General features: G+C 69.4%; 14 protein-coding genes. 7 read left to right on the forward strand and 7 right to left on the reverse strand.

From position 1 onward, the window contains the following. Positions 1–22 precede the first annotated feature (22 nt). Positions 23–1,027, forward strand: a complete 1,005-nt coding sequence (locus tag SK803_RS00370; RefSeq protein WP_319963643.1) for a polyprenyl synthetase family protein — start codon at positions 23–25, stop codon at positions 1,025–1,027. Here SK803_RS00370 and SK803_RS00375 read toward each other — a convergent pair. Then, positions 933–1,784 (reverse strand): NAD-dependent epimerase/dehydratase family protein, encoded by an 852-nt coding sequence (locus SK803_RS00375; protein ID WP_319963644.1) that lies wholly within the window; start codon positions 1,782–1,784, stop codon positions 933–935. The genes SK803_RS00370 and SK803_RS00375 overlap by 95 nt on opposite strands. Before the next feature lie 15 nt (positions 1,785–1,799). Next, positions 1,800–2,705 carry an NADP-dependent oxidoreductase gene (locus SK803_RS00380; RefSeq protein ID WP_319963645.1) on the reverse strand — a complete coding sequence of 302 codons (906 nt, stop codon included), beginning with the start codon at positions 2,703–2,705 and terminating at the stop codon, positions 1,800–1,802. A 139-nt stretch (positions 2,706–2,844) separates the two neighbouring features. Between SK803_RS00380 and SK803_RS00385 the strand changes: the two genes are divergently transcribed. Then, complete coding sequence (locus SK803_RS00385) at positions 2,845–4,098, forward strand: helix-turn-helix transcriptional regulator (RefSeq protein WP_319963646.1); 1,254 nt, start codon at positions 2,845–2,847, stop codon at positions 4,096–4,098. A 45-nt stretch (positions 4,099–4,143) separates the two neighbouring features. Here SK803_RS00385 and SK803_RS00390 read toward each other — a convergent pair whose 3' ends face one another. Further along, positions 4,144–4,485 carry an iron chaperone gene (locus SK803_RS00390; RefSeq protein WP_319963647.1) on the reverse strand — a complete coding sequence of 114 codons (342 nt, stop codon included), beginning with the start codon at positions 4,483–4,485 and terminating at the stop codon, positions 4,144–4,146. Between the two features lie 138 nt (positions 4,486–4,623). On the opposite strand from SK803_RS00390, the gene icmF reads away from it, so the two are divergent. Then, complete coding sequence (gene icmF / locus SK803_RS00395) at positions 4,624–7,830, forward strand: fused isobutyryl-CoA mutase/GTPase IcmF (protein WP_319963648.1); 3,207 nt, start codon at positions 4,624–4,626, stop codon at positions 7,828–7,830. A 6-nt stretch (positions 7,831–7,836) separates the two neighbouring features. Here the strand turns inward: icmF and SK803_RS00400 are convergent, their stop codons facing one another. Both SK803_RS00400 and SK803_RS00405 read right to left on the reverse strand, forming a co-directional pair. Then, positions 7,837–8,517, reverse strand: coding sequence for an MOSC domain-containing protein (locus SK803_RS00400; RefSeq protein ID WP_319963649.1), 681 nt, complete (start codon positions 8,515–8,517; stop codon positions 7,837–7,839). Between the two features lie 4 nt (positions 8,518–8,521). Further along, the gene (locus tag SK803_RS00405; protein WP_319963650.1) at positions 8,522–8,956 is read right to left on the reverse strand and encodes a nuclear transport factor 2 family protein; all 435 of its coding nucleotides are present in this window, start codon (positions 8,954–8,956) and stop codon (positions 8,522–8,524) included. An 82-nt stretch (positions 8,957–9,038) separates the two neighbouring features. On the opposite strand from SK803_RS00405, the gene SK803_RS00410 reads away from it, so the two are divergent. The 3 genes from SK803_RS00410 (at position 9,039) to SK803_RS00420 (ending at position 11,643) form a co-directional block, all read left to right on the forward strand. Continuing rightward, a complete protein-coding gene (locus SK803_RS00410; RefSeq protein WP_319963651.1) occupies positions 9,039–9,602 on the forward strand; it encodes a CGNR zinc finger domain-containing protein in 564 nt (187 codons plus the stop codon). Positions 9,603–9,684: 82 nt separating this feature from the next. Further along, a complete protein-coding gene (locus tag SK803_RS00415; protein ID WP_319963652.1) occupies positions 9,685–10,842 on the forward strand; it encodes a hypothetical protein in 1,158 nt (385 codons plus the stop codon). 111 nt (positions 10,843–10,953) lie between these two features. Continuing rightward, entirely contained in the window at positions 10,954–11,643 is a 690-nt protein-coding gene (locus SK803_RS00420; RefSeq protein WP_319963653.1) for a family 16 glycoside hydrolase, read from the forward strand. 91 nt (positions 11,644–11,734) lie between these two features. On the opposite strand, the gene SK803_RS00425 is transcribed toward SK803_RS00420, so the two are convergent. Next, positions 11,735–12,385: a hypothetical protein gene (locus tag SK803_RS00425; protein ID WP_319963654.1), complete on the reverse strand. Its 651-nt coding sequence runs from the start codon at positions 12,383–12,385 to the stop codon at positions 11,735–11,737. 157 nt (positions 12,386–12,542) lie between these two features. Here SK803_RS00425 and SK803_RS00430 point away from each other — a divergent pair, with 157 nt between their 5' ends. Next, entirely contained in the window at positions 12,543–14,114 is a 1,572-nt protein-coding gene (locus SK803_RS00430) for a GAF domain-containing sensor histidine kinase (RefSeq protein ID WP_319964041.1), read from the forward strand. An 8-nt stretch (positions 14,115–14,122) separates the two neighbouring features. On the opposite strand, the gene SK803_RS00435 is transcribed toward SK803_RS00430, so the two are convergent. Next, complete coding sequence (locus tag SK803_RS00435; RefSeq protein ID WP_319963655.1) at positions 14,123–14,773, reverse strand: response regulator transcription factor; 651 nt, start codon at positions 14,771–14,773, stop codon at positions 14,123–14,125. Positions 14,774–14,778 lie beyond the last annotated feature (5 nt).

A 14,778-nucleotide genomic window follows, 5' to 3' on the forward strand; every position in this document is an offset into this window, starting at 1 on the left:
CCGGGGTCTGAGAGGAACGCGCATGACGAGCATCGACGTGGTCGCGCCGCCGCGGGACGTGCTGGAGCGCACCAGGGCCATGGTCGAGCCGCTGCTGCACGCCGTGCTCGCCCAGCTCCCGGACGAGACCCGCGAGGTGGTCGAGTACCAGCGAACGGACTTCGCCACGGCGGCCCTCACGCTGCTGGCCGCCGAGACGGTCGGCGACGTGGGCAACGCGATCAGGGTCGCGGTCGCCCTCGAACTGGCGCACCAGCACGAACAGCTGCACGCGGACCTGATGTCCCGCGCGGTCAGCCACGGCCACCAGCCGAGCGCGTGGGTGGAGTTCGGCGACGACCGGGTCGTGTCCGCGGCGGACGCGTTGCTGTCGCTCGCCTTCGCGCAGCTCACCAAGCCCGAGGTGATGGTCCTCAACGTCGCACTGCTGTCCGTTGTGGACGGTTATGTCCAGGAACTCGAGATGGACGAACGGGACGACGTCGACATGGCCGAACATCTGGGCGTGGCGGCGGCGAAGCACTCCGCGCTGACGGCCTGTGCGTGCGAGCTGGGAGCCCTGGCCGCCGGTGCGAGCAGGAGCCAGGCCGGTCACCTCAGGGAGTTCGGTGACGACATCGGCCTGGCGCGCAAGCACGTGGACGACGTGATGGCCATCTGGGGCGGCGCCGCGGTCAGCGGCCGCCCGCTCTACGACGACCTCGCGCACCGCCGCCGCACCCTCCCGGTCGTGGCCGCGATCAACGCCGGCACCGACGTCTACGCGACCGACGCCGAGCCCCGCGAGCTGGCCGATCTCGTCGATCGGGCCGGCGGGCGGAAGTGGTGCGAGCAGCAGGCCGAACTGCTGCTCGCCCGCGCCCTCAACCACCTGCGGCAGGTGAAGCCGAGGGCGCGGGCGGCGGACGAGCTGTTCGGGCTCGCCAGGGAGGTCACGACCGCCAGGTGTGCGCGGGCTCGAACCCCAGCACCCGTCGTGCCTTCTCAATCGACAGCAGAGTCTCGTGCGGACCAAACTCTCGCTTGAGCGGCACGCCGGGGTAGACCTTCGCCACCAACTCGTCGTTCGGCGTCGTCATGCACGTATCGGCGTTGGCGATGATGAACACGTCGAACCCCGTCGCATCGTGCGCGAGAGCCTTCCGCACGGCCTGAGCACCGTCACGCGCGTCGATGTACGACCAGAGGTTCCACTTGCGCGAGAGAGGGTCGGCGTCGAACGGGAAACGCTCGTAGTCGTGCGGCTCCATGACGTTCGAGAACCGCAGCCCGATGATCTTCATCTCGGGCTCCCACCGGCAGAACTGCTGGGCGAGCGTCTCGTCGACCAGCTTGCCCAGCGAGTACGACGTCTCCGGCCGTCCCGCGTACTCCTCGTCGATCGGGATGTACGGCGGGGGAGTGTCGAACGGCAGACCGAGCACCGTCTCGCTGGACGCCCACACGACATTGCGCACGCCTGCTAGCCGTGCCGCCGCAAACACGTTGTACGTGCTCGTCACGTTGTTGTGGAACGTGCGCGCGTTGGGCGCCACGCCCGGCCCCGGAATCGCCGCCAGGTGCACCACGGCGTCCAGCCCGGCGTACCTGTCGTCGATGCCGCTGATCGCCTCCACGACCTGGCCGTAGTCGGTCAGGTCGACCCGCGTGAACTCGCACCCCTGAGCTGCGGGAGGAGTGGCCTGGTCGAGGTTGTGGACCTCCCAGCCGTGCTCCAGCAGGTCGGCCACGACAGCTCGCCCGAGTTTCCCGCTGCCACCGGTCACCGCGACACGTTGAGTCATGGCTCAATTATCGCCTCACGACGACGTCCGCAGCACCAGCTTGCCGTTCGCGTGACCGCTCGCGCTCACCTCCTGCGCCTTGCCGGCGTCGGCCAGCGGAAGACTCTGCGCGACCCGCACCGCGAGCTTGCCGTCGGCGGCGAGGCGCGCGTACTCGGTGAGCCGGTCGCCGAACGGGCCACCGCCGGCGGAGAACGTGACGCCCAGGTCGGCGGCCTGGGGGTCGGCGATCGTGATGATCCGGTCGGTGCCGCCGCGCAGCTCGATCGACACCGGCAGGTCGCCCTGCCCGGCGGCGTCGTAGACGGCGTCGACGCCCTGGGGTGCGGCGGCGCGGACGCGGTCGGCGAGGCCTTCCCCGTAGGCGACCGGCACGGCGCCCAGTGAACGCAGGTAGTCGTGGTTGGCGGGGGAAGCGGTGCCGATGACCGTGGCGCCGCGGGCCACCGCGAGCTGGACGGCGACGGCGCCGACCACACCGGCGGCCCCGTGCAGCAGGAGCGTGTCGCCCTCGCCGACCTTCAGGGCGTCGAGCACGCGGACCGAGGTCTCGACGGCCACGGGCAGCGCGGCGGCGGTGTCCCAGTCGAGGTCCGCGGGCTTGGCGGCGAAGTCGGTGGCCAGCGCGTACTCGGCGTAGGCACCGGTGACGGTCCAGCCGAGCACCTCGTCACCGACCGCGACGCCCGTCACGCCGTCGCCGACCTCGTCGACGACACCGGCCGCCTCCAGGCCGGGGATCGCGGGGAAGGACGGCGCCATGTGGGGCATCCAGCCGTTGCGGATCTTGTGGTCGAGCGGGTTGACGGCTGCCGCCACCACCTTCAACCGCACCTGTCCGGGTCCGGCGTGCGGCTCCTCGACCTCTTGCAGGCGCAGGACTTCCGGGCCGCCGAACTCGCTGTAGGTGATCGCCTTCATCGTTGACTCCGGGTGTTCGTCATTTGGTTGATGTGTCAACCCTAGCGACCCGGCGCTGGTGCCCGAGCCGGTACTTCGGCTAGTCCCGGCTGTCCGAAAGGTCAGTCTGGAACCCGTCCGGACGGGCTACGCTCGAACCATGGACCTGCAGACGGCCGTCGAGGTGATTCAGGCGCCGCTGGGCGAGATGCTGCCCCGGTTGTCCGAGGCGATCGCCGAGACCATTCCCCACCGGGCGGTCGCCGAGCTGTCCAACTGCTCGTTCGCGCCGTTCAAGTTCCGCGGCGAGTCGCCTGGGCCGTCGGCCACGATCGCCGACCTCGACGCGCTGCGGCCGCTGGTGCCCGTGCGGGGGACCTGGCAGGGGCGAGCGGTCATGGCCGGTGCCGAGGTCCCCGTGGTGGTCCTGTCGAGCGCTGTCTCCGAGCCCAACGCGCTGCTGGTGCTCCTGCGCGCCGAGGACACGCCGGTGCCGGAAGAACTCCTGGCGCCGGCGCGAGCGCTGTTCGACGTGGTCACCGCGCACATGGAAGGCCTGCGCAACGAAGCCGTCCCCGCGACGCTCGCCGTGTCCCGGGCAGCCGCGGCGGCACGTGCCATGACCATCTCCGACCTGGGCGACGCCTACGGAACCGTGCTGACCGCACTGCTCGACGTGTTGCGCGACCGCACAGTGGACGCCGCCGCCGCCCGCACACGTGCCGTCGACCTCGCCGTCACCGCACTCGTCGACCTGCGGTCGCGGGCCGAACTCGAGCGGGCGCTGACCGAGGAACGCGCCGACGACGCCTTCCAGCGCCTCGCCGAGTCGTTGCGGAGGGTCCTGCGCGGCCGCGGCGTGCAGCTGGATTTGGGCACACCCGGTGCGGAAGAGGGCGCGGACCGCGTCCTGCCGACGGAGGTCGCCTCGACGGCCGGCGCCGTCGTCCGGTCGGCCGTGCACGCGATGCTGGACGACCAGCGAGGCGTGCGGCGCGTCCACATCGCCTGGAAGGTCGTCGCGACCGTGCTCAGGGCGACCGTGCGCGACGACGGCCCCGGCACCCTGTCCTGCGGCAGCCTCGACACCCGCCGCGTCCCGGAACGCCTCGGCCCGCTCGGCGGAAAGGTGGAGGTGGACGCGGTCCCCGGCTGGGGCACGACGGTGACGATCGAGGTCCCGCTCGGCCCACCGGAGAACCCGCGCGAGGACCCGCTGACCGTGCTGGGCACGCGGGAGCTGGAGGTGCTCGGCCACCTCGCCCGCGGCCGCCGCAACCGCGACATCGCCGGTGACCTGCACATCAGCGAGTCCACGGTGAAGTTCCACGTGGCGAAGATCCTGGAGAAGCTGGCCGTCGGCTCCCGCGGCGAGGCGGCGGCGCTGGCGCACGAGTGGGGCGCCGCGCGCTAGCCAACTCAAGCCTGCTGAACGTGGACGAGTTTCGGGCGCGGCGCGCTAGCCGATCTCGCCCAGGCGCTGCCGCACCAGGTCGCGCACCACGTCGTCGGGCAGCGGCGTCTCCGGCGTGAACCGGACAGTGCCCTTGGAGAGCGAGAAGCCGGCCAGCCGGTCGCGCACCGCGTCGACGGCGGCCGGGCTGAACGGGAACACGGCCAGGTGATCTTTCGAGGCCTTGAACCCGAGCAGCGGCTTGCCGTGGTGCCGCAGCGCCGCCATGCCGTAGCTCATGCCCTGCTCGGCGTCCGGCGCCGACTCCTCGGCCAGCGCGCGGACCCGTTCGAACGCGGCCCGCGCCGGAGCGTCGAGTCCGGCGAAGTAGTCGTCGACAGCGGCCATGGCGGCCACGCTACCTGCACGAAGTGCTCCGCGAGCGAATCTGTGGCCGGTCCGGCGAGCATGTGATGTTCCGGCTCGATACAGAGACCTGGACCACGCTCAGTTGCACGTCCAATAGTAGGAAGTCAAACTATTCTCATGGCGACCACTCTGCACAAGCCGGCGAACCCGGTGCGCTTTGTGACCGCGTCCAGCCTGTTCGACGGCCACGACGCGGCGATCAACATCATGCGGCGCATCCTGCAGTCGCAGGGCGCGGAGGTCATCCACCTCGGCCACAACCGGTCGGTGGCGGAGGTCGTCAACGCCGCGATCCAGGAGGACGCGCAGGGCATCGCCATCAGCGCCTACCAGGGCGGGCACGTCGAGTACTTCTCGTACCTGGTCGAACTCCTGCGGGAACGCGGCGCCGGGCACATCAGGGTCTACGGCGGCGGTGGCGGTGTCATCGTCCCCGAGGAGATCGAGCTGCTGCACTCGCGCGGTGTCGCGCGGATCTTCTCGCCGCAGGACGGGCAGACGCTCGGCCTGGCTCGCATGATCAACCTGATGATCGAGGAGTGCGACCACGCGCTGACGGCGCCGTTCAGCCACGACGCGTTGCTGACCGGTGCGGACGACGCCCTGGCGCGCGCGATCACGCACATCGAGGCCGGTACCGCCGAAGGCATCGAGACCACCCGCAAGGTGCCGGTTCTCGGCATCACCGGCACCGGTGGCTCCGGCAAGTCGTCGCTCACCGACGAGCTGGTCCGCCGGTTCCGGCTCGACCAGCAGGACAAGCTGCGCATCGCCGTCCTCGCGGTCGACCCGACGCGGCGCCGCGGTGGTGGCGCGCTGCTCGGCGACCGCATCCGGATGAACTGCCTCGACGGCGACCGCGTGTTCTTCCGTTCGCTGGCCACGCGCCGTGCGGGCAGCGAGATCCCGGACGGGCTGGAGCAGGCCATCGTGGCGTGCAAGGCGTCCGGCGCGGACCTGGTCATCGTCGAGACGCCCGGTATCGGTCAGGGCGACGCGGCCATCGTGCCGTTCGTCGACTTCTCGCTGTACGTGATGACGCCGGAGTTCGGTGCCGCGTCGCAGCTCGAGAAGATCGACATGCTCGACTACGCCGACGCCGTGGCGATCAACAAGTTCGAGCGCCGCGGTGCCGAGGACGCGCGCCGCGACGTCGCACGGCAACTGGTGCGCAACCGCGAGGCGTTCGGCGTGAAGTGGGAGGACATGCCGGTCTACGGCACGTCCGCTGCGACGTTCAACGACGACGGCGTTACGGCGCTTTACCAGTTCCTGCGTGACGGCCTCGTCGAGCACGGCCTCCAGGCAGAAGAAGGCGCGCTCGCGACGGTCAACGGCAAGACGTCCACCAGTGCGTCCACGGTCGTGCCTGCCGCACGCGCGCGCTACCTGTCCGACATTGCTGACACCGTGCGCGGCTATCACCGCAAGACCGACGAACAGGTCGCCGCGGTCCGCACGCACACGCAGCTCACCGGTGCGCAGAAGGCGTTGGAAGCAGCCGGAAAGGCCGTCGCGGACATCTCCGAGCTGGCCGACGTGGCGGAGCGCAAGGTCGACCGCGAGACCGCGGACCTGCTGGGAGGCTGGGAGCAGACCCGCGAGCAGTACTCCGGCGACGAGCTCGTGTTCAAGGTGCGGGACAAGGAGATCCACACCAGGTTGACGCGGGAGACGTTGTCCGGCAACCAGGTCCGCCGGGTCAGCCTGCCGCGCTACGACGACGAGGGCTCGCTGCTGAGGTTCCTGCGCAAGGAGAACCTGCCGGGCTTCTTCCCGTTCACCGCGGGCGTTTTCCCGTTCAAGCGCGAGGGCGAGGACCCGGCGCGCATGTTCGCCGGCGAGGGCGACGCGTTCCGCACCAACCGCCGCTTCAAGTACCTCTCCAAGGGCAACCCGGCCACGCGCCTGTCGACCGCGTTCGACTCGGTGACGCTCTACGGCCGCGACCCCGACACCCCGCCGGACGTCTACGGCAAGATCGGCACCTCCGGCGTCTCCATCGCGTCGCTGGACGACATGAAGGCGTTGTACGACGGCTTCGACCTCGTCGCGCCGACGACGTCCGTGTCGATGACGATCAACGGCCCGGCGCCGACGATCCTCGCGTACTTCCTGAACACCGTGATCGACCAGCAGGTCGAGAAGTTCAAGGCGGACAACGACCGCGAGCCGGACGCCGACGAGTACGCGCGGCTGAGGGCGTTCGCGCTGGCAGGCGTCCGCGGCACCGTTCAGGCCGACATCCTCAAGGAGGACCAGGGCCAGAACACCTGCATCTTCTCCACGGAGTTCTCGCTGCGGATGATGGCGGACATCCAGGAGTGGTTCATCCAGCAGCAGGTCCGCAACTTCTACTCGGTGTCGATCTCCGGCTACCACATCGCCGAGGCCGGCGCGAACCCCATCAGCCAGCTCGCCTTCACGCTCGCCAACGGCTTCACCTACGTCGAGTCGTACCTGGCGCGCGGCATGAACATCGACGACTTCGCGCCGAACCTGAGCTTCTTCTTCTCCAACGGCATGGACGCCGAGTACAGCGTGATCGGCCGGGTCGCCCGCAGGATCTGGGCCGTGGCCATGCGCGACCGCTACGGCGCCGCGGAGCGTTCGCAGAAGTTCAAGTACCACGTGCAGACGTCGGGCCGTTCGCTGCACGCGCAGGAGATGGACTTCAACGACATCCGCACCACCCTGCAGGCGTTGTGTGCCCTGTACGACAACTGCAACTCCTTGCACACCAACGCGTACGACGAGGCGATCACCACTCCCACGGAGTCGTCCGTCCGCCGCGCGATGGCCATCCAGATGATCATCAACAAGGAGTGGGGCCTGTCCGCGAACGAGAACTCGCTGCAGGGCTCGTTCGTCATCGACGAGCTGACCGACCTCGTCGAAGAGGCGGTGCTGATGGAGTTCGACCGCATCTCCGAACGCGGCGGCGTGCTCGGCGCGATGGAGACCGGCTACCAGCGCGGCCGCATCCAGGACGAGTCGATGCTCTACGAACAGCGCAAGCACGACGGCTCGCTGCCGTTGATCGGCGTCAACACCTTCCTGCCAGAGGGCGGCGAGCGCGAGGTCGTGAAGATCGAGCTCGCCCGCGCCACCGAGGAGGAGAAGGAGTCGCAGGTCGAACGCACGCGTGCGTACCAGGCGGCGCACCGCGACGAGGCCCAGAAGGCGCTCGCCCGTCTGCGTGAGGTGGCGCAGACGAACGAGAACGTGTTCGCCGTGCTGATGGACGCGGCGCGGGTGTGCACGCTCGGTCAGATCACCGAGGCGTTCTTCGAGGTGGGCGGCCAGTACCGCCGCAACATCTAGACGGCGCTAAACGGCGTAGGGCCGGCCGACGATCCACCCGCCCACGTGGTCGGGAAGCTCGTCGGTCGGCACCACCTCGACGGTGTCGCCGACCTCGACCACGCCGGGCTGGATCACCCAGCTGTCCAGGCACAGCACGCCACCGAACTCGTGCCGGATCCGGCGGTGCACGTCCAGGTCCTGCGCCCCGGTGTCGGGGTCGATCGTCGTGACCACGCACCGGGCCCGCTTCTGGTACATGCCGATCACAACGTCACCGACCGCCAGCGCGTGCCCCGGCCAGCTGTCCTCCTCGCCCGCCTCGACGCCGCCGATGAGGATGTTCGGCCGCAACCGCCGCACGTCGACGCCCGCCGCCTCGACCTGGCCGTCCGTGGCCACGAGGACGTTGAGCACGTCGAACCGCTCCGGCCCGGCGTAGCGGGTCAGCCTGCCGCCGTACGGGAGCACCAGCTCGTGCGCCGCCCAGCTGTCCCACGGGTGCCCGTCGACCAACGGGCCGTCCGGGCCGGTGGAGGCGGGGATGGTGAGCAGGCCGTACCGCGTGCGCCCAGTCAGGACACCGCGCGGCCCCTGCACGTGCACCAGCCGGTCGCCCTCAACCCCGTCGGAGGTGAACCTGGCCTCCTGCAGCGGTTCGCCGCCCAGCGACTTCACCGGGTAGCGCCACAACGCTTCGACATGCATCTCGCTACTCCGTCGGGATGTCGTAGGTCGACCCGGGGTCGATGCGGCGGTCGGATTCCGAGATCTTCACGTCGTTGATGCTCGCCTCGCGCCGCGACATCAGGCCGGACGGCGCGAACTCCCAGTTCTCGTTGCCGTAGCTGCGCCACCACTGGCCCTCGTCGTCGTGCCACTCGTACTGGAAGCGCACGGCGATGCGGTTGTCGCCGAACGCCCACAGCGACTTCCGCAGCACGTACTCGTGCTCGCGCTCCCACTTCTTCGTCAGGAACGCGACGATCTCGCCGGTGCCGCGGACGAACTCGGACCTGTTGCGCCACACCGAATCCGGCGTGTAGGCGCCGGCCACGCGGTGCGGGTCGCGGGTGTTCCAGGCGTCCTGGGCCGCCTGCACCTTGAGCCGGGCGGTGTCGGCGTCGAACGGGGGAACGAGCTTCACGAGAGGTCCTTCCAACGGTTGGGCGACGTTGTAAACGTTAGAACGTGAGCCTAACGGATGCAAGCCTGTGTTACCGTTAGACGTGCTGACGCCCGACGAACCCCGTCCGGTCCTGCTGATGAACACGGTGTGGGCCAATCGGTCACAGGTGCACGACGACCTGACCACTGTGAGCGGGCTTCGCGAGTTCCTGGGCGTACCGGCGGATCAGGGTGATCTCACGGCTTTTCGCGCACTGCGGCAGGCACTCCGCGACCTCGCCGGCGTGCTCACGGAAGACACGCGTGCGGTCGCGCAGGACCGTGACCTGGAACGCGCGGTGGGCGAGGTGAACCGTGCGGCGAGGAGTGCGCGGCAGTGGCCGCAGCTCGCCGTGCATGACGGGGAACTGTTGCGGCACAACGAAAGTGAGGGAACGCCTGCACGTCAGGCGCTCGCCTCGATCGCCGCGGAGGCAGTGGAGCTGTTCACCGGTGAGAACCGCGTTCTGTTGCGCGCCTGTTATGCACCGGGCTGCGTGCTGTACTTCGTGAAGGACCATCCACGCCGCGAATGGTGCTCGCCGTCGTGCGGCAACCGGGTCCGCGCGGCACGCCACTACCGGCGCAATCGGGGTGAATCCCCTGGTCCGAACGGGTTTTCCTGATCGCGGAGGCTACACAAGAGCCGCCCCAGTTCCGATATACGGAAGAACGAGTTGGGCGCGTTTTGTGTGGTGGTGATCCGCGATGTCCCGAGAATCCGTGCCAGGCCACGACATCGGCTATCACCTCGTCTGTTTCGACGAGACCGGCAACGAGCGGGGGCGTGAAAGCGCTGACGTCGTCTACGACGCCCGCGGTGGTGTCACCGATGTCTTCTTCTTCATCCACGGGTGGAACGGCGATGTGCCCGCCGCCCGTGAGCAGTACGGGCAGTGGGTCAAAACGATGGCCGACTGCCGCGCCGAACGTGAAGCGGCGCACCGGCTTCCCGGCGGCTTCAAGTCGTTGCTCGTCGGCCTGCACTGGCCGTCGAAGGCGTGGGGCGACGAGGACGTCCGGTCCGATGACTTCATCAAGGCGCAGGCGCAGCGCCTCGGCGGAGGTGCCGGCCGCACCGCCGCGGTGCGCACGATCGTCGAGGCCGCGCGCGAACATCCGTGCCGGATGTCGGCGACGGTCAAGCAGGCCTACGACTACCTGGAGAGCTCGGTTCCCGACCTGCCGGGCGACGACGGGATGGTGTTCGACGCCGAGCAGCTCTACCGGGCGTGCCTGGAGGATCCGGCGCTGGGCGGGATCCTGTCACCGTTGCGGATCCTGACGTTCTGGAAGATGAAGCGGCGCGCCAGGGTGTTCGGCGAGAGCGGTGCCGCGCGCATCGCCCGCGAGGTCGCCCAGGCCGCCCCGAACGCCCGCGTCCACCTGATGGGCCACAGCTTCGGCTGCATCACCGCGACCGCGATGGCGAACGTGGTGCCGGCCGCGACGCTGACCCTGGTGCAGGGCGCGATGTCGCTGTGGTCGTTCGCGGAACGGCTGCCCGGCGAGCCCGGCTCCGGTTACTTCCGCGGCGTGCTCGGCCGGGTACCGGGTCCGATCATCGTCACGACCTCCCAGCACGACCACGCGATCGGCCGGTTCTACCCGCTGGCCGCGAGGTCGGGCCGCCAGGTCGACCTGGACGAATACCCGAAGTACGGCGGCATCGGCTCGCACGGCGTGCAGGGCACCTACGTGCACGGGCACAACATCGGATCTCCTGGTGAGCTGAGCCGGGGGCAGGTGCACAACGTCGACTGCACCTCGGTGATCCGCCGTGTCGACGGGATCGCCGGTGCGCACAACGACATCTGCCACCCGGAACTGGCCCGCCTGCTGTGGCGGGCGGTGCTGACGCGGTAGAGGTTGTCCGTTTTCAGAAACACGCGTTTTCGTTGACTGCTCCGATGTCTCGGTTCTACGGTGGGTTGCACCGTCGCTGCCGAAAAACCTCGGAGCCGAGGACGGTAACAAATGTTTCGTCGTCCATTGTGGATAGCCGCTGCCTTCGTGCTGGCGCTCGTCGCGGGCATGACCCCGGCGCGAGCCGCGGATCCCGTGCTGGTGCCCATCTTCGACGGCAAGACGCTCGACGGGTGGACCGCCCACGCGAAGGACGCTTTCGTCGTGAAGAACGGCGCGATCCACAGCCAGAAGAACGCGTCGCGCGGCTGGATCTACTACAACAAGCAGCAGTACAAGAGCTTCCGCTGGATCTTCAAGCTGCGCCAGGTCTCCGGCAACCACAAGCCGACCGTGCTGATCTGGGGCAAGATCGCGACACCGGCGTTGAACGGTCTCGGCGCCATCCAGTTCCAGCCGCCCAACGGAGGTGCGTGGGACTACCGGCCGGGCCACAACAACGGCGGCGGCAAGCTGTTCACGAAGTACCCGCACCCGAGCTGGGACGTCAAGAAGTGGGCGCAGTGCGAGATCCTGGCCAATGGTGAGACCGGAATCGCGCGCATGGCGTGCTGCCCGCTGCCCGACGGCGCCACCAAGTGCAAGGCGCAGGAGGTCCTGAAGTTCGAGGACAAGAAGGAACCCGCCGGCCGCGAGGCGCCGCTGGCGATCCAGATCCACAACAAGGGCATCGAGGACGAGTACAAGGACCTCGTCGTCGAGTCACCGGTCGCCGACCCGACGAAGTTCATCACCACATGACCAACGAGAACGGAGCCTCCGGGTAGAGGGAACCGTGCCCGCCCCGCGCCGCGAGTCAGATGACCCCCGCGCGACGTGGGGCGGCCACGGTCTACTCCGCGCCCAGCCGCAGGACCATCTGCGGCACCAAGGTGCTGCCGAGGCACGGACGCAGGTCCGCGCGCAACGCGGACAGGCTGATCGGTTCCGGTGGCGGGGAGACGGCGATCCCGACCGTGCCCGCGGTCAGCACGACGCGTTGCATCGCCTGCCCCGCACGGATCTCCGCCGCGGCCCCCTGGTTGAACGTGCACAGGACCAGCTCGCACCCGTTCTTCACGTGCACCCACGCTCGCTCCACTTCGGCCGCGCGCGACAACAACCCGCGCCACAAGGCCAGTTCGGGGAACGCCGTCCACCTGCGACGGTTCGTGCGCAACGCGTGCAGCAAAGCCAGCACGTCCGAGCTCGGCTCCTGGTAACCGCCGAGCCGCACGGCCGCCGCCGCGTCCGAGGCACTCGGGCCGGGCAGCAGCGTCACGAGTGGACGGATCCCGTGTCCTTGCAGGGCCAGCCGGACGTTGAGCAGCGCGACACCGCACGCGATCCGCGTTTCCCTCGTGTGCGGTGAGGTCGTGTGCAGCTCGATCTGCTCGGAACGCACCTCGAAGCGCACGTCGGGCGTCGACGCTCTTGCGAGAGCCAGGACGCCGCGCACGTCCTCACCCGCGAGTCCGAGTGCGTCGGGCACAGCGATGGTCATGCCCACACTGTCCGGGCGGGGCCGTTGGCGGGCCACGGTCGAAGGTCCTCAATTGCTAGGGCCGTGCGGGGCCGAAAAGTGTGCGAATCTAGTCGTCGTGTCTGACGTGCCTGGTCGCCGTGACCTCGACGAGCTGCTCGACGAGGTGCGTGATCGCATGGACGAGATCGTCACCACCCGCGACCACATGCAGGAGCTGCTCGGCGCCGTGCTCGCCGTCGCGTCCGGGCTCGAGCTCGAATCCACGCTGTTGCGGATCGTCCAGGCGGCCGTCGACCTCGTCGGGGCCCGCTACGGCGCACTCGGTGTGCTCGGCACGCGTGACGACCTGTCGGAGTTCCTCCACGTGGGCGTGGACGCCGAGACCCGCTCGTCGATGGGCCACCTGCCGGAGGGCAAGGGTCTGCTCGGCCTGCTCATCAAGGACCCGACGCCGCTGCGGTTGCGCGATCTGGCCCAGCACGACATGTCGGTCGGCTTCCCGCCGAACCACCCGCCGATGCACAGCTTCCTGGGCGTGCCCGTGCGCGTGCGCGACGAGGTCTTCGGCAACCTCTACATGACCGAGAAGATCGACGCCGCCGAGTTCACCGCCGATGACGAGGCCGTCCTCCTGGCGCTGGCCGCGGCCGCGGGCATCGCGATCGAGAACGCCCGGCTGTTCGAACGCTCCCGCATGCGCGAGCGGTGGCTGGAGGCGATCGGCGAGGTCAACTCGGAACTGCTCGGTGGCGCGTCCGGCGAGTACGCCCTGCGCCTGATCACCCAGCGCACCGTGGAACTGACCGGTGCCGACTCCGCCCTCGTCGTGCTCGGCGACGGCCAGCACACGCCGTTGCGGGTCGCGGCGAGCGCGGGCGTGAAGATCGACGACTTCAACGCCTCCGACTACGCCGTCGACGAGGTCGTCCGCTCCGGCATCCCGCTGCTGGTGGACGACCTGGGCTCGGCGTTCGGCCCCGCCCTGGCCGTTCCGCTGCGCTCGGGCCCGGAGGTCACCGGTGCCCTGGTGGTGTTGCGGAAGGGCGGCGAGACGCGGTTCCTGCCCGACCAGGTGCCGGTGCTGGCGTCGTTCGCGGACCAGGCGGCGGTGGCGCTGGAGTTCGCCGAGCAACAACGCTCACAGCGCCTGCTCGACGTGCTGGAGGACCGCGACCGCATCGCCCGCGACCTGCACGACCACGTCATCCAACGCCTGTTCGTCACCGGCCTCACGCTGCAGGCGACCATGCGCCGCATCACCGAACCGGAGGTCGCCGCCCGCCTGCAGACCGCCGTGGAACAGCTCGACGAGACCGTGCGCGAGATCCGCACGTCCATCTTCGACCTGCACTCGACCGACAACACCTCGCTGCGGCGCAGGCTGCTGGACCTCGTCGCGGGCCTGACCGAGGACACGCACCTGTCGCCCGCGGTGCGGATGTCCGGCACCGTCGACAACTCCGTGCCCCCGGAACTCGCCGAACACGTCGAGGCAGTGGTGCGCGAGGCCGTCACGAACTGCGTGCGGCACGCCGAAGCGACCGAGCTGACCGTGCTGATCGACGCCGCCGAGGACGTCGTGATCACCGTGCAGGACAACGGCATCGGCATCCCGCCCGACACCGCGCGCAGCGGCCTGCGCAACCTCGCCCACCGGGCGTCGAAGTTCGGTGGCTCGCTCGCGGTGCGGGCGACGGAAGGCGGCGGCGCCTGTGTGGTGTGGAGAGTTCCGCTGTCAGCCGAGTAGTGGCGTGACTAGTGGGGCTTCTCGACGTCGTTGCGGAACTGCGAGGCGAACACGGCGGCCTGGGTGCGGCGTTGCATGCCGAGCTTCGCCAGCAGGTGTGAGACGTAGTTCTTGACCGTCTTCTCGGCGAGGAACATGCGCTCGGCGATCTGCCGGTTGGTCAGGCCCTCGCCGATGAGGTCGAGCACCGTGCGCTCCTGCTCGCTGAGCATGCGCAGCGGGTCGCCCTCCTCGCGTTCCCGGCGGATGCGGTTGAGCAGGGCCGAGGTGGTGCGGGCGTCCAGCAGGGACTGGCCGGCGGCGACCGTGCGGACGGCGTTGACCAGGTCGGCGCCCAGGATCTGCTTCAGCACGAAGCCGGAGGCGCCCGCCATGATCGCGTCGAACAGGGCCTCGTCGTCGGCGAAGCTCGTCAGCATCAGGCACTGCAGGCCGGGCAGGCGGCTGCGGAGCTCGCGGCACAGCTCGATGCCGTTGCCGTCGGGGAGCCTGATGTCGAGCACCGCCACGTCGGCACGGGCGGAGGGCACTTTGGCCAAAGCCTCCGCCACCGACGCGGCGTCGCCGACCACTTCGAGGTCGGATTCCTCGCCCAGCAGGTCCGCGATGCCGCGGCGGACGATTTCGTGGTCGTCGACCAGGAAGACTCGCGTCGCCATGAAGG

Source organism: Lentzea miocenica (assembly GCF_033949945.1).
Taxonomy (GTDB): Bacteria; Actinomycetota; Actinomycetes; order Mycobacteriales; family Pseudonocardiaceae; genus Lentzea; species Lentzea miocenica.